Origin of the sequence: Acholeplasma granularum ATCC 19168, from assembly GCF_000526235.1 — a bacterium.
Lineage (GTDB): Bacteria > Bacillota_I > Bacilli_A > Acholeplasmatales > Acholeplasmataceae > Acholeplasma > Acholeplasma granularum.
In genome coordinates this window covers 47,845-69,932 of the sequence record NZ_JAFR01000010.1, presented here as the reverse complement: position 1 = coordinate 69,932, position 22,088 = coordinate 47,845, and the positions used below count along the sequence as shown (strand labels likewise).

Below are 22,088 nucleotides of genomic sequence, written 5' to 3'. Positions count from 1 at the left end.
ATTTTAGGAACTTATAAATTAAGTTCCTTTAAATAATTTAAAATAAGCGCTTCAACTTGACTGTTATGATCAAGCATTAATGATGTTTCTATGATGGTTTCTAAAATGTCTAATGAAGATTTTCTTATAATGTATTTAATTTCAGGTATTAAGTTTGCATGCATACTTAAATTTCTGATTCCTAAGCCAATTAATAGTAAACTTTGTGCCTTATGACTAGCCATTTCACCACATACGCTAACTATTATACCAAATTCGTTAGCCTTGTCAACGATATACTTTAATGTTTTAAGCAATATTGGATGATACGGTTGATAAAGATGTACAACTTTATCATTCATTCTATCAGCAGCAAATAAGTATTGTATTAAATCGTTTGTACCAATACTAATAAAGTCTAAATGTGGCAAGAACTTTTCTATGCCAAATGCTGTTGATGGTACTTCTACCATGATACCAATTTTTGGCATAAAAACTTCTATTCCTTCGTTTTTTAGTTTATCTATTGTAACATTTAAAATTCTTTTTGCTTCTAAAAGTTCCTCTAAATTAGAAATCATTGGAAACATTATTTTAATATTATTATGTATATTTGCTTTTAAAATTGCGCGAAGTTGAGTTTCTAATAAAGAAGGATAGGATAAACTATAACGTATGGCTCTATTACCTAAAAATGGATTTAATTCTTTTCTCATGTTTAGGTAACTTAAATTTTTGTCTCCACCAATATCTAATGTTCTAATTACAACCTCATGCTTATTAAATTTTTCCGAACTATAAAGATAAAATTCTTTAAGTTCATTTTCTGTTGGAAAGGTCTTAGAATGCATATATTGATTTTCAGTTCTCAGTAAACCAATACCTTCAGAACTAAAGTACATAGCTGCTTCAACATCTTCTTTTAAGCCAACATTTGCAGCTACATGAATGACTGTGCCATCCTTTGTAGTTGCCACTTCATCCTTTGTTTGTTTATAGATATTTTTTTTCTTTTTTTCTGTTTCTAATTTTTCTTTGTAGACTTCAATAGTTTGATCGTCAGGAGATAAAATTAATGTGCCATTTTCTCCATCAATGATAGCTATTGTGCCATCAGTTAATTCTGATACAGTAATCCCTGTTATGGCAGGTATACCTAAATTTCTTGCAAGTATCGCTGAATGACTTGTTTTAGATCCAACCTCAATTAGAATTCCCTTAATATGTTTAGTGTCTAAATGAAGTGTTTGAGATGGTAGTAAGTCATCTGCTGTTAGTATAATATCTTCAGTAAATATTTCTGTTGTTAAAACATCATCATTTAGTATTCTTAACATACGTTTAATAATATCTTTTAAATCTGGAATACGAGCCTGAATATATGGATTGTTAGATAGTTCAAATAAGTCGATCATCTCTGACATTGTTTGTTTAAATGCGAATGATGCCTCTAAATTAAAATCCATAATTTTTGTTTTAGCATTATTAAAGACTTCCGGGTCATTTAGCATTGCTTGTTGTGCACTAAAAATTTGGGCATGCTCAGTACCAATTCTTTGACTTGCCTGTTCCACTAACCCCTCAAGTTCAAAATTAGCATCTTTAATCGCTTCAGTTAGTCTTAGAAGTTCGTAATCCTTATTAGTTGCATAACGACTACTTGAAACGTTTAAAGTCTCATTTAGATGATGTATTTTTGCAATTGCTATGCCAGATGAAACCGGAATTCCTTTAATTTTTTTCATAAATAGTTAAATAACCTCACGTTTAAATGCTTCAACAATTGCAAAATCATTATCTTTTACAATTGCAAGTGATGTTGTTACATAGTTAATAATATTACTTACTCTTTGAGGTGGTACTGCAATAAATAATTGAATGCTTAATGAATTATAGAACTTCATCATTGCATCAATTCTTGATTCATCCATGTTATTAAATGCCTCATCAAATAAAACCATACATCCAGAATCAATACGTTTATTTTTACTTAAGAGTTGTTGGAAACTTGCTGCAATAACAATGTAGAATGGAACTTGAGTTTCCCCACCAGATTTTTCTTTACTAACTTTACTAAAGTAAGATTTATTACCATTTTCACTTGTAACCTCTATATCATAACTCATGTAATATCTATAGTCTAAAAACTGTAGTGCAAATTTATCATTTTCAGGATCAAAAGATGCAATTTTATTAAACAGTTCCATCAAGACTATTTCTTTACGTTTGCTTAGGTTTTCTGTAAATAATGAATGCGTTGCTACAGCATCTGAATCCATTATAATATCATAATATGTTCTAAATTCAGGGTTATCAGATGGTCTTGTAATGATTTCATAACTATCTGTACCAAATCTTTTACCGCTTAATGCTAGATTTAGTTCAGATATTTGAATTTGTGCAGCTTCAATACCTGCACGTAATTTACCAACAAATTCTTCTCTAAATCCTACTTCTGAAGCTTTTCTTAAGTCAATTGCTTCTTGTTCGTATTTCATGAGGTTATTGTCTTTAATGAGTACATATTCTTTTTCAAACTCAATTAATTCACTTAAATCTGGTGCCGCACCAAAATGATAATTTGTTATGTACTGACGCATTAAATTTATAACATCTGATTCTGCACGAGCATTTTGAGATTGTATTTGTATAGTAGATTGTGCTAAATCTCTAGAAATTAAATCATAATTTAATTGGAATCTTTCTTTTAAAGCAGCAAATTGTGTATAAGCTACAGGTAAAAGTGTTGGATATTTTTGACTCCACTGTTTTTGCTCTTTTAAATATTCATTTAAGTCATCTCTAGAACTATCAATTTGTTCTAGAATTCGTGTTTTTTCACTTCGTGCGTCAGCCATTTGATCAGCTAATCTTTCATAATCTAAACGAAGTTGTCTTTTCTTATTACGTTCTGCTTCAAGTTGCATTTCAAGTTCGGTAATCTTTGGATTACTTTGTAAACTTTGTACTTTACTTTCTAGTTCAATATAAGCTTTTCTTGTATCTTTAATAGATTCAAAGTATCTAACTTGATTAGATGCGACAATATGATTTAATTTAGATTGATTAAGTATTCTTAAAGCAAACTGATTTTTTTCTAATTCTTTTGTAATTTTATCTAAATCGGATTTAAGTTCATTAACTAACTTTGTATCCATTTCAACTTGGATTGCAGTTGATGATTGTCCAATATAAGGTACATCATATAGTCTTGGATTGATTTGTCTTGCTGTATGGTTTGAATATGTCATTGCACTTCTGGTAATTGAACGTGAATGATTTCTTAATTCATTTAAGTTTTCTACAGTAACAACTAAACCCATAGTCATGTTTACATAGTTTTTAGCATGTGGGTGATCAGTTGTGACTTTAGATGCCAAACTATTTGGTAGCGAGGTTGTATATTCGCCTATTTTTGCAGTATTAACTAAACCTACTCCATAGATTTGAAACTCATTTTTAACCCTATCATATACTTCAAGAGCATCATTGAAGTAAAGTGGATCAATAATCAAGTCAAATCGTCTAGTGTTTAAATACCCCTCAACTGCATCACGCCAAGATTCATCTTTAATTTCAATTAAATCTGAAAATGGTCGTACACGAACTTCTTTTTTATAATAATTTGAAAGTTCTTCATTAATGAGATCCATAAGTTGTTGAACGTTTCTTGGATATGTTTTAATGTTTTTTCTTAGGGCTTGAAGTCTTGATTCAGCAATTCTTAAATCATTTAAGATTTCATTTCTTCTTTTTTCTAAGTTGGCTTTTTCTAATTGAAGTGCATTTAAATAGCCACTTGCAGCACTAGCAGCACCTTCTATGTAACTTGTAAGCTCTAATGTATTTGAGTTTTCTTCATGAGATGTATAGTATTTTAAAAAGGCTGAAATATTCGTGTTCGGATTTAATTGAACAAAATCTTGGAAGAGAGATACCTCTCTATTTAGGGTTTGTTTTAAATCACTTACTATTTCTTTTTGTTCGTTGTATTGGTTACCCTTATTATTAAGTTGCTCTTTTAAATTACTTAAGGTACGCGTCACATCATCATTTTGTCTAGATGTTTCTAATTCTAAAATTGATTCATCATTTGAATGAATCTTGCTGTCTAATTCATCTTTTTGACGTTTTAATACTTCGTATTTACTATTTACTTTATCGAGTAAATCCTCTGAATGATTTAAAAATGCCTCTCTTTTTTCAATAAACGACATTTGATCAATTAATTCATTAATTTTAATTTGTTCTAAATTTTGATTAAGGGATTCACCTAGTGTAATAATTTTATCTAATTTTTCTAACTTTTCACGATCAAGACGGATTTGACCTTCAACACGTTTGAGTTGTGTGACATTATTTTTTAGACTTTGGATATCAATTGGTTCATCATCAAGTAAAAACTCAAAAACAAACGATTGTAAATCGATTGGTCTAAATGCTAGTGCTTTAGGTAAAATCTTAGCATATTTTTTAGCATCTATACCAAAGTATCTAGCAAGCGCATCTCTATATTGTCTTTGTGTATCAAATGGCTGGAATTCATACCCTAAAGTTTTTAAATAAGCTTTCATCGAACGATAATCTCTAGGAGTTTTTTTATCCATAAAAATACCATCATGAATATTTAAATTGTTTAGCATATAAAAACGTTCTTTAAGTGTGCCCATTTTTGGTAATTCTAATAAAGATCCAATAATACCATATTCATCAGTTTGTTCATCGTAAAATTCTAAAGCAACATGTGAAACAACATCACCTGAACGAATAAATTCTTTATTTTCAGCACCAATACGGCCTCTAACATAACCTTCTAGGGTACGTTTTGCATCATCTGTAGCAGCAATATTGAATTTAGCTCCAGATTTTCCACCAACTAGCAAATATTGGAGTGCATCAAGTAATGTTGATTTTCCTGAACCGTTTTCGCCTGAGATTAATGTGTTACCATCAATTTTGATTGTTTGGTCGGAAAATAAGTGCCAATTGATTAGTTTAATCTTCGAAAGTTTCTTCAATGTCACTACCCCCTTGTGTGTATTGATCAATTTGATCAAGTAGTTCTTTAATTGTATCTGTTCTTACAACAAATAAAATTGTAGGATATATTTTAATTCTTGCATCATCATTTAATTTACGATCCATATAATCTATAATGTTATAATTTCTTAATAGTTGTAGACTCGGTTTTAAGGTTTCTTTAGTCATTCTCTTATTATCAAGGTATCCTACCTTAGTTAATTCATCATGGATTTCAGATAAATAGATTTCAACATTCTCATCTAGTGTCACAACATCCATTTTAGCTTGATATAACATGCGGATAATTAATAGTAGTACGCTTTCTGCTTTTTTGAGCCTGAAATGATTAAAGTTGGAAATATTTTTAATGTAGACTACTTCTTCATGACGTTCAATAATGAGTTCAAAATCTGACAAACTAAAGTATGCATCAAATAATTCTTTATATGCCAAAATAAATCTGTAGTCATTGGCATCAGCTATTTTTTTTCTAGTTATGAAGTTGACTTGAAGAAGTTTGTTGACGATTCTAGAAAAAACTAATTTTTCTGATTCTTTTAATACTACAAACTCTTCACTTAATTTTTTAATTGCTTGGTTTTTATTCATTATCGTCTACTTCCTTTTAAGAATATTTCAAATTCTGTGAATTTAATTTCATTAATACGTGTCTCATAATTTAGTAATCTAACATCATATATCATGCCAATTGATTTGCTAAATAAGAATATTAAAATGAGTTTAACAAAGTCATCATCAGATTCTAAATTAATTTGACTTGCTAATATTTTTGAATCTCCATCCAATAAATAAGTGACGTAATTATTAATTTCTTTTTTAGAAAATATATTCGCTTTTAATAGCGATGCCATTTTTCTTTCTTTTATTTCATCAGAAATTTCTTGGTCATAATTAACTTCTTCAGGCACTGCATCAATTCTTGGTCGTCTTAAACTTTGAAGCGAGTTTTCATCTAAGTTACGTGCTCTAAATAAATTAAATATTTGACTATAATCAATCTTTTTAGGACTTAATATAAGTTTAAATAGACGGTTCATTAATCCTTCTAGGTCCTCAGATGTATTTGTTAAGAACATAATTTTTGATGCTGCAGCATTAATATATAATTCATTTTTAGCATCAATTGATTCTATTAAATATTCAATCGCATCAACTGAATTTTTGATGTACCTAATACGCTCTTCTACATAGTTAAATGCATCATTAAAGTCATGTTTACGTCTTTTTTCAAGTGCTTGGTTTGCAAGAGTGTCTAAATATGCATCATGTTGGTAAATTTCATTTATACTTTCTAAAATACGACGTTTATATCTTGGTAGTGAGTCTGTAGTTTTTAAGTGATAATATGCACTATCAAAAAAGTTAGTCTTATAATCGACTAATAAACGTTCTAACACACTTTGAAGATCATCTTTTTTCTGTCTTTTTACTAAATCAAAATAGTATCTATAAATATTAGCTTTTAATGTTTTTAGTTTTCTTAAAACATCCTCAACTTTTTTGTAGGCTTGTTCAATAATTGTAAGTCCATCATGAATATCAAAAGATGTTAATAGTGAATATACTGTATATATTTCACCGGTATATTCTGTTTCTTCACCGTCTTTAATTCGTTTTAAAACATCTATTATTTTTATTGCATAGTCAAATAAGTTAAGTGATGTTTTATAATCACCTAGTTCTTCTTCGCCTAACCATCCATTTTGTTTTAATACGTTTATGACTGCAACTGATTTTTGACGAGATGTTGAACTTTCTATATCATCAATATGAAAATCAGATTTTAATTCATCAAAATAATCAATTAATTTATCAATAACAAAACCACGTTCACCTTGAAATGAATCTTCAATTGAGTTTGTAGCATCATATATAATAAATAGACAATCAACATATATATGTTTATTTGGAGAAGACAAGACATTAAAAAAAGTTTCGGGTATATTATCAAAAAGGTGCAAAACAATTATCCTCCTATTGTCTTATTCTAGTTTATTGTATCATTTATTCTTATAAATTGCATTATTTTGTTTATATTATATGTATATATAAATTCGTTAGACTATTTTTATTCTGATATAAAAAAAATAGCGAATTATCGCTATTTTCTAAATTTGATTTACTTTTACTTTTTTACCTTTATATACAATATCTTTTTTTGTATTGAGGCGTTTTAATGCTTCTTTATTTAAACCGAATACTGTTTCATTCTTGTGGTGTTTAATATCACCAATATTTTTAGAGTAAATTCCATATTCTTTTTCTAAGAATTTAAATAAAACTTGTGGGGTTAATCCGTCATTTTTACCTAAGTTAAGATTAAAGTCAACATATTTACCGCCACCTCTATTACTTGAGGATTTCGTATCATTTGATCTACTATCTCTATCTCTTCTAGATTGTTTTTCAGGAATTTCTTCAATAGTTTCATAGTTTTTCTTAACTGGAATGACTTGATTTAAGAAGTAATTTAATAAATGATCCTTAGTTGTTTCATCATTTAATAAATCTGCAATAAGTTCTAAATTGTTTGCTTGTTCTGTTTTTAGACTGTGCTTTAATTCTTGTTTAAATTGTTTTAATTGCTGTTTATAAACTTCATCTGCAGTTGGTGGATTTAATTTTTTAATTTCAGCTTTTGTATAGTTAGCTAAAATATCAATCATACGTTTTTTAGATGGTGTGACAAATGTATATGCTTTACCTTTTTTACCTGCACGCCCTGTTCTACCAATACGGTGAACATAGATTTCATCTTGTTGTGGTAAATCAAAGTTATAAATTACTTCTACATCATCCACATCAAGTCCACGAGCAGCTACGTCTGTTGCAATTAATAAAGATAGTTGTTTATTTCTAAAACGGCTCATTACATAGTTTCTTTGTGTTTGTTTTAAATCACCATGGAGTGCATCAGCAGTAAGCCCTGCTTCTTGAAGATTACTTGCAATACGATCAACACCAGCTTTAGTGTTTACAAATATAATTGCTGTTTGTGGTCTATCATAGTCAAGTAGACGTTTTAATAGTTCAATTTTATCTTTTTCTTTTACAAGATAGTATCCTTGCATAATACGATCAACAGTTAAACTTTTTGCTTCAACTTTGATAATTTCTGGATTTCTTTGATAGTTTTTTGCTATTTTTCTAATGAATGGTGGCATTGTTGCCGAAAATAGTACAGTTTGTCTTTCAGCGGGTGTTGTTTGTAAGATACGTTCAATATCTTCTTGGAAACCCATTTTTAACATTTCATCCGCTTCATCAAGTGTTAATGTTTTAATGAAACTTAAATCTACCGTACCACGATCAATATGGTCAATAATACGACCAGGTGTTGCAACAATAATGTGTGGTTTTTTAGCTAATTCTTTAAATTGTTTATCATAAGATTCTCCACCAACAATTGTAGTTACACGAAGTGATGGGTAAAATTTAACTAGTTTCAATATTTCTTTGTATACTTGTATGGTTAATTCTCTTGTTGGAGTTAGTATTAAGCCTTGTGTTTGTCTAAGATCGGTATCTGTATTTTCGACCATAGGTATCGCAAAAGCAAAGGTCTTTCCAGTACCTGTTTGAGCTTGTCCAATTAGGTCTAATCCTTCAATCATTTTAGGGATTGCTTGCTCTTGAATTGGTGTTGCCTCTTCAAAGCCTAATTGTTTTAAAGCTTCTTTTGTTGTTTCTAAAATTGGTAAATCATTAAATAGTTTTGACATTTATTATTCCTTATTTCTTTTCTTGTTTTATAAGCCTTAACAAGTATACCATTTTATTGATATTTTTGTTAACTATTTACAATGAAAGATGATTTTCACATCATCTTTCACAATCCTCTTCAATACAATATTTAATTCCTGAGTCTTTTTCATACATCATAACTAATGTTTTTTTGATTTCATTGATGTCTTTTTTACCAATTAATCTAAAGCCATGACTAAAGGTGATTGTTGGAGCAACACTTATTTTTTGTAAATGTGCGTGTTCTAACTGATTTAGAACAATTTTTTTACTTTTTTCATGTAATAAATTTGATTTTAAGTCGGCTAGGTTTAAATTAAAGTGATTTAATTTCGTATCAATACTAGATAATAGGTCACTATTTGAAAAATATATTTCAAAAATAGTTTTCAAATAATTACAACCTAGACCCTTACGTCTCCCATATTGAAATGCTTCATGGAACAAATAGTTTGATTCAGACTGAGGTAGTGATCTAAATAATACATCCACCTTCGATTTATGATAAAAACAGTTGATTGCCTCATCTAAATTGGTTAATGTTTCTAGTGTATCTTTATTAAAATCAAACCATAATTCTACTCTCATAATATAGCTCACCTGCCTCAAGAATTATTTTAACATAGCAAAATAAGAAAAGCCTTATAAACGGTAATTTATAAGGCTTTTTGGTTATTTAAGTGATTCTTCAATAATCTTAAATATGTTTTCAATATTTTCAGATTCGTTAAGTTTTAACTTTTTTTCTTCATCTAAATAAATATTAGCTATTTTACTTAGCAATACTAAATGTTCTTTTTGGAAACTGTTAGGCATTGCAATCGCATAGACTTCTTTTACTGGTTTATCATCAAGTGAGTTGTATGCCAGTGGTTCTTCTAGTCTAATATATAATAATGATGGGAATAAGACAGATGTATGTAACGCATGAGGTATTGCAAGACCATCACCTAGCCCTGTTGTAATTTCACTTTCACGTTTTTCAAGTGCTTTTTTAAAATCTGCACTAGAGGTTATACGCTCAAGTGATTTAAATTTTGTAGATATATAATCAAATAATTGATCTTTGTTTTCTACTTTTAAATTTGTAATAACATGTTCAATTTTAAATAAATTCATAAATACCCCGTATTAGTTTAATCTTCGAAAATTATATATTATATTATCTCACATGTCAACTGATATTTATGAAAGTGATATTTCATAATTAAATTATAAATCTTTAGTTTGTGATTTTATGACTTCATATCCAAGTTTTGATATGGATGATTCAATTTTGCTTATATCAATTTTCGAACTATCGAAATTTAGTTTAACTTTACTCGAATTAAACAAAACATTCACAGATTCTTTATCAACACCGTCTAGAGCTTTTACTGCATTGTTAATTTTTTGTAGACATGATGGACATGTAAGTTGTTCAAGTTGAATTGTAGTTTTTTTCATTTTTATTCTCTCCTTATTTTTTTACATATATAGTTTAATTCATTATTCTATATAAATCATTGATTTAAATCAATTTTTTTTATATCTTAATAATCTCATTGCATTTAAAATTACTACTAAGATACTTGCTTCATGTACTAACATACCAATACGCATATTTAACCAATCACCAATAAATAAACTTAATAGCAAGACTGCAACAACTCCAATTGCTATTGCTATATTTTGGATCATATTTCGTTTGATTTTTTTAGTTAATAAAAGAGCATGTGGTAATTTATTGATACCATCATTCATTAAGACAACATCAGATGTTTCAATTGCAACATCCGTACCACCACCCATTGCAATACCAATATTAGCAAGTGCCAAAGATGGACTATCGTTAATACCGTCACCAACAAATGTTACAATATGACCTTCTTTTTGAAGTTTCTTTATATATTCTGCCTTATCTTCAGGTAGCATATTTCCAATAGCTTTAGATAGTTCTAATTCATTTGCGACCATATCAACTGTACCTTGGTTATCACCTGATAATACGATTAGGTTTTTAATACCCATTTTTTTAACTTTTCTCAAATTTTTTAATAATTCTGGTCTGATTTTATCTTTAATACCGATAAGACTTACAATTTCATCATCAATGGCAGTAATAACTATCGAATGTCCTTGTTTTTCTAATCTTTTTATATCTTCACTAATCTTTGTAGATACATGTATGTTTTGATCATTTATTAGTTTTAAATTACCTAAAAACACTTTCTTTTTATCAAGGGTTGCAATGATACCACCACCCTTAACAACATCTGTTTTATGAATATTTATATTATCTTTAGTACCTAAATGGTTAATGATAGCTTTCGCAAGTGGATGATCTGATGTTTTTTCGATATTATAAATTATTGTGTCAATTTCTGAATCGTTATTATTATAATATATAGCTTCTGATACCTCGGGGTGACCAATCGTTAGTGTTCCTGTTTTATCAAATACAATTGTATCTGTTTTACTAAAATCACTTATGACTTCACTACCCTTTAATAAAATACCATTTCTTGCACCATTACCAATTCCTGATACATGTGATACTGGAACACCAATAACAAGTGCACCAGGGCAACCTAAGACAAGAATTGTAATTGCTAAAGCTACATCGAATGTAATTAGATATACAATAAGTGCAAATAGTAATACAAATGGTGTGTAATATTTAGAGAATTTATTAATAAATTTTTCTGCCTCAGATTTAGAATCTTGCGCTTCTTCAACCAAATGAATTATCTTACCAAAAGTTGTATCTTCACCAACTTTTTGTGCAATCATTTCTATTGTTCCATTTTCTAATATCGTACCCGCATATAAAAAGCTTTTAATATCTTTTTTTACTGGGTTTGCCTCTCCTGTAATACTTGCTTCATTAATATAACCACTACCTTTAATAACTTCACCATCAACAGGAACTTTAGCACCAGTTTTTACAAGTAATACATCACCAACTTCAACCTCATCAACATCAACTTCGTAAAACTCATTATCACTTTCTAATTTAAGTGCACTTTCTGGAGCCATTTCAGTAAGTTTCTTTATTGCTTGTCTTGTTTTAGTTAATGTTCTTTGTTCTAGATAAGCACCAAATAAAAATAAGAATGTAACGATTGCTGATTCTTCAAACTCTTTAATAATGAATGCACCAATAACTGCAATCGTTACAAGTAAATCAATACTTACAACTTTTACTCTTAATGCACTATATGCTTGAAGCGCTATTGGTAAAAGACCTATAACTGAGGCAATTATAAATGTTATTTCAAATACTAACTGATTACTAAATCCGTAGTGGGCAATAAAACCTGTAACAATCAGCAAAAAGCTTAATAACATGATTTTATTTTTTTGTTTAAATATAAATCTTTGCATAAAGATACCTACCTTTTATCATAACTATTATTTAATGTTTGAAGCATATTGTATACAGCCTCGTAACTTTCACATACATCATTTGGAACTAAATAATTATGAGTAATTTCTTTTAACTGATTAAATTCTTCATCTAAATTTATATCACTAATTCCTTTATCTGTTTTAGAAACAATTACTTCAAATATATCTTTTACTTTATAAATTTGCGGATGATGTTTACCGTGTACTCTTGCTACAATTGGAACATACATGCCCAATTTAGCTAAATATAGATCTAAATCATTTCTAAATTCGTTATTTATTTTCATATTTTATATCCTCTTTTCTTTATTGTACCTTCATTATATATGTTTAAGAATAATTAAAAATTGATTTAAATCAATAAAATCAATATCATAATGGACTATTTATATAGATTATAGAAATATATCAATAATTTATTCTTCCTTTATTGCGTTTATAATAAACTTACGGCTTCTAAAAGCCATCATTATATATATGATATAATAGTCTATATAATTTTAATAAGGCAGGTAAATATATGAAATGTATAAGTTGTGGATTTGAATATACTTACGAAGATAATGGAAAAATAGTATGTAGTGCATGTCAATTTGAGTGGGATCCAAATGAAATTGAAAAAGATTCAACCGAACTTGTTCTAGATAGTAATAATAACGAATTAAAAGATGGTGATGATGTTTTTGTTATTAATGATTTAAAGGTTAAAGGTTCTAGTCAAGTTATTAAGCAAGGCACGAAGGTATCAAACATTCGATTGGTACTTAATGCAAGTGATGGTCATAATATCGATTGTAAAATTAAAGATTTTGGCCAGATGAAATTAAAATCTGAATTTGTTAAAAAAGCTAATCAATAAAAAAAATCGTAAGAAGAATAAAACTTCTACTTACGATTTTTTTATAGTCTTATTTAGAAAAATGTGCATTAATTTCAGCTAAATAATTAATTCTTGATTCTTCAATGTGAACAGTAGGGCAATGTAACCATGTAACATTTGTCACACCAATTGTTTTTAAAATACCATTAGCTAAAACATTTTGAATTGGATCACCTAAATATGAAAAGATTGTTTTATCAATGTTTGCTGTTGTAAGTATAGTTGCTTTATTCACACCTAATACACCAACTAATTTTCTATCTTTTTCTTTATATGTGTGTCCTTTTAAGAATACTTTTTCATAAAATCCTTTTAAGATTGCAGGTTCACCATACCACCAAATAGGGAATATAAACACCAGTTCATCTGCTCCTTTTAATCTTGCAGCATAATGTCCTGCTAATTTATCAGCGTATTCTCCTTTAGCAAATTCCTTTAAATCTTCTTGACGCATTACCGGATTAAATCCATCTTTGTTTAAATCGATAATATCAACCTCATGACCTTTTTCTTCTAGCAACTTAGTAGTTGTTTCTAAAACATGATGGTTAAAACTTTTTTCCCATGGGTGGGCATAAATAATAAGTGTTCTCATTATTTTTCTCCTTTTATTTTCATTTTTTTATAAAAGACACATAAAAATATACGTACTAATAATAAACTGGATAAACTACCTGATTTTAAGCGTATGAAATGTATCCTTATATAATAAGTTTACTTCAATATACTCATATTTGAAAGTAACCTGCACTCATAGTTATGATTATGTAAATTATGCAATAATGCAATTATTAAGTATTTTTTTTTACATAGTTTTATAATTAAATTGTAATAATTTTTATATAAAGGGGGAGAGTCTTTTGAAAAAATTATACGTTGGTTTAGGAGTTTTTATTGTACTAGTTATTTTTGTATCAGTTTTATGGATTAGCGCTTATAACGGGCTAATTAGAAAAGAAAATGATTTAATAGAAAAACGTGGTACTGTGCTTGCTGTACTTTCATCTCGCTACGAAAAAATGGGTATGATGATTGATGCAATTGAGGGTGCAAATCAAACTGTACAAGGTTATTTAGATACAATCATTTCTGCTCGTATTGCTTTTGCTAATGCATTAGCAGAAAATGATCAAAACACCATTGATGAAACCATAGAAACAATTGATCAAACTTTTATTACTTTAATGAGTTATATGGAAGATAATCCATCTTCATATAACACAGTTAATTTATATCAAAATGCAATCTCAGAATTTAATGCCTCAACAAATATGGTTTTAAATTCAATTGTAGTTTTTAACACTTCAGTCACATCTTATAATAACCATATTAAAACTTTTCCAAACAATATTTTTGTAGGTAACCAAACTAAAATGGTGCCTTATGAAGTAAGTCATTATAATACACCACTACCTACATTTAACTAATATGAAAAACATATACATACTTATACGTTATAGTTTGCTTTTATTATTAACTATAAGTTTAGTTATATTAAGTTCTTGTATAGAAAAATCAAACACCTTGGAACCATCTGAGCTTTTTTATGTTTATGATGAAGAAAACATTTTACTAAATGCAACAAGTTGGTCAATTTTTAACTATAGTTATGAACTGTATAGTGATTCTAATAATACCGATATTCCATCTAACATTCGTGGTGCTCAAGTTGTAATTATGACGCATATTGAGGATAGTTTTAATTTAAATTCCACTCAAATATTTAACGATTGGGAAATTGGTAAAAATAATATGGGCATTCTAATTATATTTATTTTTGAAAAAGTTGATGATAATTATATTTATAAGGATTTAATATTTGAAATTGGTCAGCAAATGATGGGATATTTATCAGCTTTTGAGGCATCAAATTTAGTTACTACTTACTTTGATGATGCTACAATCTCAAATAGTGATTATGATATGAAGATTATGTCACTTTATTATGGATTACTTTCTTATATATATTTAAATATTTACGATTATGATTCTTATGACTTTGAATCTTTTATGGATGAATATAGAGCTATTCAATTTGATTATATAGATCCGATACCAAGAAATAATGATTCATTTAAGTTAGATTCATTTTGGTTTTGGTTAATTATTATTTCTACTATTTTATTTGGCGGTTCTTTTACATATTTATTACCAATTTTCTTCCTTGGTTCTTCTAGCAGAATCAAAGGTGGAGGCGGTAAATCTTTAGGTTACTTTTTTAGAAGATAATGTTATTTTTATCACAATTGGCACTCACCACTTTACAGTGCTAATTTTATTTGATATACTATTATTGGATTAGGAGTCCTGATCTAATAATAAATAAGGAAGTGAGTTTTATGTTCAATCTATCTAGACAAAATAGAGGGTTCTTTGATGACTTCTTTGAAGATTTTAAATTATTAAATCCAGGTTTATCATCAAATTTGATGAAAACCGATATTAAAGAGACAGACAAGTCTTACGAATTGTCCGTTGAACTTCCTGGATTTGATAAAAATGATGTGAAGGTTAGTCTTGATAATGGATATCTAATCATTGAGGCAACCACAGATAAAACTACTGAAGATAATGCTAAGGATGGTAGATTCATCAAAAGAGAAAGACATTATGGATCTATGCAACGCAGTTACTATGTAGGTAATCTAACACTTGATGATATCAAGGGTGAGTTTAAAAATGGCATTCTTCATTTAGATATTCCAAAAGAAAATAAAAAAGAACCTGAAAAACGTTACTTAGAGATTAAGTAACAAGAATTTTTTGAGAACCAAGAATAATTTTTTGGTTCTCTTTTTTTGTTTATATGAGGTAATAAAACTATTTTCATGTATAATATATAAATAGATTTGATATTCAAAATAATTTTAGGAGATGATTTTAAAAATGATAATTAAACCTTCAGTTAGAAGCAATTTTTTTACAAACGCACATCCACTGGGTGTTCAAAAAATGATTAAAAACTATATTAAAGATGTTAAAAATTTAGAACCTTTTAAGGGACCAAAAAATGTATTAATCATCGGTGGTTCTTCTGGATATGGTCTTGCCTCAAGAATAAGTTTAGCATTCGGTGCAAATGCTCATACTATTAACGTTTCATTTGAAAGTCAACCAAAGGGATCAAAAACAGGTTCTGCAGGTTTTTGGAATAATTTATTTTTCCAAGATGAGGTTAAAAATTTAAATACTAAACATATAGATTTTAATGCTGATGCATTCTTACTAGAAACCAAGCAGACAATACTAGAAACAATTAAAAAGGAATTTGGTCAGATAGACTTACTCATTTATTCACTAGCTTCCGGTGTAAGAAAAAATATTGATACAGGTGATATGGTTCGTTCTTCCATTAAACCTTTAGGTAGTCCTGCAGTTGGTCGTACAATCGATATAAAATCGATGCAAGTTGAACCTTTAACTGTTGAACCTGCAACAGAATCTGAAACAAATGATACTGTTTTTGTTATGGGAGGTGGTGATTGGTATGATTGGGTAACCTTCCTTGAAAAAAATGGTGCATTAGCACAAAACTTTAAAACAATTTCTTATACTTATATTGGTGGTAAGAATACTGATGCAATTTACCGTTCTGGTACTTTAGGTAAGGCTAAAGAAGACTTAGAATTGAAGTCAGAGATTATGAATAAAATGCTTAAAGAAAAGTATCAAGGGGAATCTTTGATATCATCTAGTAAAGCAATTGTTTCAAAAGCATCTGTTTTTATTCCTCAAATGCCAATTTACGTTTCATATTTATTTGATGAAATGCTTAAAAATAAAACTCATGAAACAACTTTAGAACATAAACATCGCTTGTTTAAAGATATGGTTTACGGTAATCAAAGAATATTAGATGATTTAGGTCGTATTCGTCTTGATCATATGGAAATGAAAGAACCAATACAAAATGATATCCATGAACTTATGCATAAAGATATCACACCTGAATTCTTAAAACTAGAAGGTACAAAACTATTTATAAAGGAATTTTACAATATTAACGGTTTTTCAGTTGATGGAATTAATGAAGAATTAGATGTTGATTTAGAAAAACTTATTGAAAACTATAAAACAAACAATTATATTAACCTTGTAACCTCTTAATTTTTAAGAGGTTTTTTATTTATTTACATAATATTATAGTTTTGTAATATAATACGCATAGATACTTAGTATATATTTGGAGTTAAAAATGCCAAAAAACTATAAAAAAAGAATATTAATTACAACACTTATCTTATTCCTTATTATTGGTCTTTTACTATATTTATTTTTAAAATATGATCTTTATACATATATTAATGATGTTGAACTCATTAAGGCATATATATTACTTAATGAAAATTTAAGTAAGTTCATTTATATTGCAATTAATTTTCTACAAACAACAATCATACCCATTACAAATATACCTACCATCATGGCAGGAAGTTACATTTTCGGTCCATTTGAAGCATCAAATCTTGCAATCATTGGTGTTTTAATTGGTAGTTTATTAAGTTTTTATGTAGGACGCATTTTTGGTAAAAAACTATTTTATTTTTTAATTGGAAAAGAAAGATTAGAAAAACAACTAGAACAATTAAATGGTCGTGAAAATGTTGTATTTTTCTTAATGATGCTACTACCAGGCTTTCCTGATGATGTATTATGCATGATTTCTGGTATCACACCAATGCGTACAAGCTTTTTTATCATTACTCTTTTAATTACTCGCACTATCCCAATTTATTTAACTGCCTATGGTACAATATTAATTCCTTTAAATACAGTTTGGGGAATTATTATTTGGATAGCTATTTATCTATTAATCATTTTTATTGGTCAATATATTTTAAGACATTGGGATAGTTTCATTGATAAAATAAACAAAAAAAATGGTTCTAATAAAAATTAGAACCATTTTAATTATTCGAGTTCAAAAGCTCCTGTGAAGAGTTCAAAATATACCCCTTTAAGATCAATTAAATCTTCGTGATTTCCACGTTCTTTCACATAACCATTTTCTAACAGTATAATTGCTTTTGAATTTCTAATTGTTGATAATCTATGAGCAATTACAAATACTGTTCGACCATCCATTAGTTTATCCATTCCATCTTGGATTAATTTTTCTGTATATGTATCAATTGAAGAGGTTGCCTCATCAAGTATTAATACAGGTGGATTTGAAATTGCTGCACGAGCAATTGAGAGTAATTGTCTTTGTCCTTGACTTAAGTTACTACCATCATCAGTAATTAATGTATCATAACCATTAGGTAGTTTCATAATAAATTCGTGTGCATTTGCAAGTTTAGCTGCAGCAATAACCTCTTCATCTGTAGCATCAAGTTTTCCATATCGAATATTTTCTTTAACTGTAGTCTGAAATAAATGCGTATCTTGTAATACAATAGCTAGTGCACTTCGTAAAGCTGATTTTTTGATTGTTTTAATATCAACACCATCAAATGTTATGACACCCTCATCAATTTCATAAAAACGGTTAATAAGATTTGTAATTGTTGTTTTACCGGCTCCTGTTGATCCTACAAAAGCAATTTTTTGTCCTGGTTTTGCAAATACTGAAATATTTTTTAAAACTTTTTTGTTTTTTGTGTATCCAAAATCTACATTTTCTAACCTGACATCACCTTTTAAAAGTATGAGTCCATCCTTTGTTTTCCAAGCTTGTTTGTTCGTTTTTTCATTTGTTTCAATCAATTTTTTATTATCATCTTCTTTGACATAAACTAGTGTTGTAGTACCTAAATCTACTTCTTTTTCCATATCAAGGACTTCAAATACGCGTGATGCACCAGCTAATGCCATTTGTACAAAGTTAAATTGTTGACCAATTTGATTTAAAGGACCCATAAATTGTCTTGTGAAAATAAGATATAAAACTAAACTTGACACACCTAATTGATTGTTTAATACAAGAATTCCACCTAGAATTGCTATGATTGCAAATCCTAAGAAACCAAGATTAATTGAAATTGGAATTAACATACCACTTCGAGACATAGAAATTCTTGCAGAGTTTTTAACGTCATTATTAATTTTACTAAATCCTTCTACAACTTCTTTTTCATGTCTAAATACTTTAATAACTTTTTGTCCTTCAATCATCTCTTCAATATAACCATTTAATCTACCTACATTTTGTTGCTGTTCAATAAAATATCTTCTACTTTTTTTGATTATTTTTTTAGTAGTATATAGAAGTATCATTGTAAATATTAGTGTAAATATTGAAAGTATCCAAGATGTATAAACCATTGCAATAAAATATCCAATTAATAATAATCCTGCCGCTAACATTTGAGGTAGACTTTGTGCAATCATTTGTCTTGTTGCATCAATATCATTTGTATAGCGACTCATAATGTCACCATGCTTATTTGTATCAAAGTAACTTAATGGTAAATCTATCATATGATTAAATAAGGTTGTTCTTAAATTTACTAGACTATCCTGACTAATATTGACCATCATTCTTAATTGAATAAAAGTAAATGTAATATTCGTTACATAATAAAAAGCCATTAATAATAAAAGTTTTGTAACACCACTAAAGTCTGGACTACCACTTTCAAATAAAGATAATGATTCATCTAATACATTTTGTAGACTTGATAATCCCATTACATTGGCAAATGTAGCAATCATCATAAATATAACTACTAGTACTATTTTAAATTTATTTGGTATAAAAACCATTTTTAGTAATCTTTTTAATGTTTCCGATCTTTTCATTTTAGGTTTTATATTCATTATTGATCCACCGCCTTTGATTCCATTTGAGCCTTATAAATCGAACGATACATCTCATTTTTTTCAAGTAATTCATTATGTGTACCTATTGAATTTATACCTTTATCATCCATTAAAATAATCATATCTGCATGTTCAATGGATGATAATCTTTGACTAATAACTACTTTAGTCATATCTGGTGTTTCTTTATCTAAAGCATCATTTATTAGTGCATCTGTTTTAGTATCTACAGCTGATGTTGAATCATCTAAAATCAATATTTTAGGATTAGCAATAAGTGCACGAGCAATTGTTAATCTTTGGCGCTGTCCACCACTTAAGTTGATACCACCTTGTTCAATATAACTATCTAATCCTTTATCCATATGACTGACAAAATCATAAGCTTGAGCTTTTTTAAGTGCTGAAATGACCTCATCATCTGTAGCATCCTTTTTTCCCCATTTAATATTTTCTTTTACAGTACCACTAAATAATACATTCTTTTGTAGGACTAAAATAACTTCTTGTCTAAGTGTGTCTAAATCATATGACTTAATATTTTTATTGGATACATAAATTGAACCTTCTGTCACATCATATAATCTTGCAAGTAGCTGAACAAGCGTTGATTTACCTGTTCCTGTTGAACCAAATATTCCAATAAAAGATCCAGACTTAACTTCTAAATTTACATCTTGAAGTACATGTTTTTTATTATCCTTACCATATTTAAATGAAACATTTTCAAATTTAAATGATCCGTCTTCAATTTCATATATTGGATTTTCAGGATTATTTAAATATGGTTTTTCATTCAGTACTTCATTAATACGGTCAATTGATGCACGTGACATTGCAAACATTAAAAATATTTGGCTAATCATCATTAGACTGAATAAAACTTGATTAACATATGTAATTGTATTAGCAAACTGACCTTCAGTTAATCCGCCTACACTTATCATACGTGATCCAAAAAAGCCTATAAGTATAAAACTTAATCCAATTGAAAATTGCATTAATGGTCTATTAAATATAATAATTTTTTCAGCTCTTATTGATACATCTTTAACATTTAATGTGGCTTTTTCAAATCTTTTCGACTCATAATCTTCTCTAACAAATGATTTTACTGTTCGTATAGCTATTAAATCTTCTTGGATTGTTAAGTTTAGATTATCTAATCTATCAAACATTTGTACGAAATATTTATGTGCTCTGGTCAAAATAAAATAAAATCCTATAATTAATATTGGTATTACTAAAACAAATATTGCTGCTAAATTAGAAGCAAATAAGGCAATACTTAAAACTGAAAACACGATGAGTGCTGGTGATCTTAAAGCTACTCTTAGCGTCATATTTAATGTTTGTTGAATCATATTTACATCCATTGTCATGCGCGTAATTAAACTAGATGTTTTAAAATTATCTATATTTTCAAATGAATATGTTTGGATTTTTTCAAACTGTGCTTGTCGTAGGTTATGTCCAATCTCGGTTGATGCTTTTGCTGCTGTTTTCGTCACTAAAATACCGAAAAATAGTGCAATAATTGCAGAAATAATCATTAACCCTCCATAAGTAAATATAAGTTCTTTATTTGGTATAACTACTCCAAATTCATTTGTTGCATTGATACCCTCATCAATTAGTTTACTCATGAATACCGGGATTAATATTTCAAATAATACCTCAATGATAATTAATATAGGAATTAATATTAATTCTTTTTTAACAGTATTAAAATATTTAAATAGTCTTTTCATTATTTTCCTCCATATCTATCCATAAGTTGATTTTATGAAATACATTTTTAATTGTCTCAATTTCTTCTAAATTAAGTATTGAAGAAAGTTTAGATTCCATAATCTGGTTTGTTTTTATTGATTTTTTTGCAATTTCAATACCTTTTTGAGTTAAAATGACTTCTTTTTTTCTTTTATCTTCATTAGATTCGGTACGCTTGATTAACTCATCTCTTTCTAAGGTATCGATCATACCTGTGACTGTACCACCACGAATTTGAAATACTTCTTCTAGTTGTTTTTGGTATATCTGTTTTTCTTTTTCTTTATATAAATAAATTAGGACTCTTGCTTGCCCTGTACGTATGTCATTTACTTGATATGTTTTATCAAGTAATCTTTTTAATTTATTATTTAATATGAATAAGTCTTTAATAATCATATTTTGCATAAATTTCACTTCCTTTAATTAGTTAGGTACCTAACTATTATACGTATTTTTAAGCATTTGTAAACATTTGAAAAAAATATTTATATGTAAGCGTTTTATGTGTTAA

20 protein-coding genes are annotated in these 22,088 nt (G+C 28.2%); 6 read left to right on the top strand and 14 right to left on the bottom strand.

Annotation, left to right across the window (positions count from 1 at the left end; genetic code table 11):
- Positions 1 to 11: 11 nt before the first annotated feature.
- From ptsP to G324_RS0104725, 10 genes are all read right to left on the bottom strand, one after another.
- Positions 12 to 1,724, bottom strand: coding sequence for a phosphoenolpyruvate--protein phosphotransferase (gene ptsP / locus G324_RS0104770; protein WP_025725253.1), 1,713 nt, complete (start codon positions 1,722 to 1,724; stop codon positions 12 to 14).
- A gap of 6 nt (positions 1,725 to 1,730) precedes the next feature.
- A complete protein-coding gene (locus tag G324_RS0104765) occupies positions 1,731 to 4,997 on the bottom strand; it encodes an ATP-binding protein (RefSeq protein WP_025725252.1) in 3,267 nt (1,088 codons plus the stop codon).
- Positions 4,975 to 5,610, bottom strand: a complete 636-nt coding sequence (locus G324_RS0104760) for a DUF4194 domain-containing protein (protein WP_025725251.1) — start codon at positions 5,608 to 5,610, stop codon at positions 4,975 to 4,977. The genes G324_RS0104765 and G324_RS0104760 overlap by 23 nt, the downstream gene beginning before the upstream one ends.
- Positions 5,610 to 6,983, bottom strand: a complete 1,374-nt coding sequence (locus G324_RS0104755) for a Wadjet anti-phage system protein JetA family protein (RefSeq protein ID WP_025725250.1) — start codon at positions 6,981 to 6,983, stop codon at positions 5,610 to 5,612. The genes G324_RS0104760 and G324_RS0104755 overlap by 1 nt, the downstream gene beginning before the upstream one ends.
- Before the next feature lie 147 nt (positions 6,984 to 7,130).
- Positions 7,131 to 8,744: a DEAD/DEAH box helicase gene (locus G324_RS0104750; RefSeq protein WP_025725249.1), complete on the bottom strand. Its 1,614-nt coding sequence runs from the start codon at positions 8,742 to 8,744 to the stop codon at positions 7,131 to 7,133.
- Positions 8,745 to 8,844: 100 nt separating this feature from the next.
- Entirely contained in the window at positions 8,845 to 9,354 is a 510-nt protein-coding gene (locus G324_RS0104745) for a hypothetical protein (protein ID WP_162146911.1), read from the bottom strand.
- Positions 9,355 to 9,438: 84 nt separating this feature from the next.
- Positions 9,439 to 9,885, bottom strand: a complete 447-nt coding sequence (locus G324_RS0104740) for a PTS sugar transporter subunit IIA (protein ID WP_025725247.1) — start codon at positions 9,883 to 9,885, stop codon at positions 9,439 to 9,441.
- 93 nt (positions 9,886 to 9,978) lie between these two features.
- Positions 9,979 to 10,212, bottom strand: a complete 234-nt coding sequence (locus tag G324_RS0104735; protein ID WP_025725246.1) for a heavy-metal-associated domain-containing protein — start codon at positions 10,210 to 10,212, stop codon at positions 9,979 to 9,981.
- 69 nt (positions 10,213 to 10,281) lie between these two features.
- Positions 10,282 to 12,132: a heavy metal translocating P-type ATPase gene (locus G324_RS0104730; RefSeq protein WP_162146910.1), complete on the bottom strand. Its 1,851-nt coding sequence runs from the start codon at positions 12,130 to 12,132 to the stop codon at positions 10,282 to 10,284.
- Positions 12,133 to 12,140: 8 nt separating this feature from the next.
- Positions 12,141 to 12,443 (bottom strand): hypothetical protein, encoded by a 303-nt coding sequence (locus tag G324_RS0104725; RefSeq protein ID WP_025725244.1) that lies wholly within the window; start codon positions 12,441 to 12,443, stop codon positions 12,141 to 12,143.
- Between the two features lie 233 nt (positions 12,444 to 12,676).
- On the opposite strand from G324_RS0104725, the gene G324_RS0104720 reads away from it, so the two are divergent.
- Positions 12,677 to 13,015, top strand: a complete 339-nt coding sequence (locus tag G324_RS0104720) for a zinc ribbon domain-containing protein YjdM (protein WP_025725243.1) — start codon at positions 12,677 to 12,679, stop codon at positions 13,013 to 13,015.
- 49 nt (positions 13,016 to 13,064) lie between these two features.
- On the opposite strand, the gene G324_RS0104715 is transcribed toward G324_RS0104720, so the two are convergent.
- Positions 13,065 to 13,631 (bottom strand): NAD(P)H-dependent oxidoreductase, encoded by a 567-nt coding sequence (locus tag G324_RS0104715; RefSeq protein WP_025725242.1) that lies wholly within the window; start codon positions 13,629 to 13,631, stop codon positions 13,065 to 13,067.
- 265 nt (positions 13,632 to 13,896) lie between these two features.
- Here G324_RS0104715 and G324_RS0104710 point away from each other — a divergent pair, with 265 nt between their 5' ends.
- From G324_RS0104710 to G324_RS07715, 5 genes are all read left to right on the top strand, one after another.
- Positions 13,897 to 14,463, top strand: coding sequence for a LemA family protein (locus G324_RS0104710; RefSeq protein ID WP_025725241.1), 567 nt, complete (start codon positions 13,897 to 13,899; stop codon positions 14,461 to 14,463).
- 1 nt (position 14,464) lies between these two features.
- On the top strand, positions 14,465 to 15,265 hold the full coding sequence (locus tag G324_RS0104705) for a hypothetical protein (protein WP_156921280.1): 801 nt from the start codon (positions 14,465 to 14,467) through the stop codon (positions 15,263 to 15,265).
- A gap of 110 nt (positions 15,266 to 15,375) precedes the next feature.
- Complete coding sequence (locus G324_RS0104700; protein WP_025725239.1) at positions 15,376 to 15,789, top strand: Hsp20/alpha crystallin family protein; 414 nt, start codon at positions 15,376 to 15,378, stop codon at positions 15,787 to 15,789.
- A 133-nt stretch (positions 15,790 to 15,922) separates the two neighbouring features.
- Positions 15,923 to 17,143, top strand: coding sequence for a trans-2-enoyl-CoA reductase family protein (locus G324_RS0104695; protein WP_025725238.1), 1,221 nt, complete (start codon positions 15,923 to 15,925; stop codon positions 17,141 to 17,143).
- 88 nt (positions 17,144 to 17,231) lie between these two features.
- Positions 17,232 to 17,936 carry a TVP38/TMEM64 family protein gene (locus G324_RS07715; RefSeq protein WP_025725237.1) on the top strand — a complete coding sequence of 235 codons (705 nt, stop codon included), beginning with the start codon at positions 17,232 to 17,234 and terminating at the stop codon, positions 17,934 to 17,936.
- An 11-nt stretch (positions 17,937 to 17,947) separates the two neighbouring features.
- On the opposite strand, the gene G324_RS0104685 is transcribed toward G324_RS07715, so the two are convergent.
- From G324_RS0104685 to G324_RS0104675, 3 genes are read right to left on the bottom strand one after another with little or no spacing between them, the layout of a single operon-like run.
- A complete protein-coding gene (locus G324_RS0104685) occupies positions 17,948 to 19,798 on the bottom strand; it encodes an ABC transporter ATP-binding protein (RefSeq protein ID WP_025725236.1) in 1,851 nt (616 codons plus the stop codon).
- Positions 19,798 to 21,552 (bottom strand): ABC transporter ATP-binding protein, encoded by a 1,755-nt coding sequence (locus G324_RS0104680; RefSeq protein WP_084027140.1) that lies wholly within the window; start codon positions 21,550 to 21,552, stop codon positions 19,798 to 19,800. Before G324_RS0104680 ends, G324_RS0104685 begins: the two co-directional genes overlap by 1 nt.
- A complete protein-coding gene (locus tag G324_RS0104675; RefSeq protein WP_025725234.1) occupies positions 21,536 to 21,982 on the bottom strand; it encodes a MarR family winged helix-turn-helix transcriptional regulator in 447 nt (148 codons plus the stop codon). The genes G324_RS0104680 and G324_RS0104675 overlap by 17 nt, the downstream gene beginning before the upstream one ends.
- Positions 21,983 to 22,088: the final 106 nt, after the last annotated feature.

Coding starts and splice junctions, on each gene's coding strand:
- G324_RS0104680 (WP_084027140.1), bottom strand. CDS start 21,552: ATGAAAAGACTATTTAAATATTTTAATACTGTTAAAAAAGAATTAATA.
- G324_RS0104750 (WP_025725249.1), bottom strand. CDS start 8,744: ATGTCAAAACTATTTAATGATTTACCAATTTTAGAAACAACAAAAGAA.
- G324_RS0104760 (WP_025725251.1), bottom strand. CDS start 5,610: ATGAATAAAAACCAAGCAATTAAAAAATTAAGTGAAGAGTTTGTAGTA.
- G324_RS0104685 (WP_025725236.1), bottom strand. CDS start 19,798: ATGAATATAAAACCTAAAATGAAAAGATCGGAAACATTAAAAAGATTA.
- G324_RS0104700 (WP_025725239.1), top strand. CDS start 15,376: ATGTTCAATCTATCTAGACAAAATAGAGGGTTCTTTGATGACTTCTTT.
- G324_RS0104745 (WP_162146911.1), bottom strand. CDS start 9,354: ATGAGAGTAGAATTATGGTTTGATTTTAATAAAGATACACTAGAAACA.
- G324_RS0104730 (WP_162146910.1), bottom strand. CDS start 12,132: ATGCAAAGATTTATATTTAAACAAAAAAATAAAATCATGTTATTAAGC.
- G324_RS0104735 (WP_025725246.1), bottom strand. CDS start 10,212: ATGAAAAAAACTACAATTCAACTTGAACAACTTACATGTCCATCATGT.
- G324_RS0104740 (WP_025725247.1), bottom strand. CDS start 9,885: ATGAATTTATTTAAAATTGAACATGTTATTACAAATTTAAAAGTAGAA.
- G324_RS0104705 (WP_156921280.1), top strand. CDS start 14,465: ATGAAAAACATATACATACTTATACGTTATAGTTTGCTTTTATTATTA.
- G324_RS07715 (WP_025725237.1), top strand. CDS start 17,232: ATGCCAAAAAACTATAAAAAAAGAATATTAATTACAACACTTATCTTA.
- G324_RS0104720 (WP_025725243.1), top strand. CDS start 12,677: ATGAAATGTATAAGTTGTGGATTTGAATATACTTACGAAGATAATGGA.
- G324_RS0104675 (WP_025725234.1), bottom strand. CDS start 21,982: ATGCAAAATATGATTATTAAAGACTTATTCATATTAAATAATAAATTA.
- G324_RS0104695 (WP_025725238.1), top strand. CDS start 15,923: ATGATAATTAAACCTTCAGTTAGAAGCAATTTTTTTACAAACGCACAT.
- G324_RS0104725 (WP_025725244.1), bottom strand. CDS start 12,443: ATGAAAATAAATAACGAATTTAGAAATGATTTAGATCTATATTTAGCT.
- G324_RS0104715 (WP_025725242.1), bottom strand. CDS start 13,631: ATGAGAACACTTATTATTTATGCCCACCCATGGGAAAAAAGTTTTAAC.
- ptsP (WP_025725253.1), bottom strand. CDS start 1,724: ATGAAAAAAATTAAAGGAATTCCGGTTTCATCTGGCATAGCAATTGCA.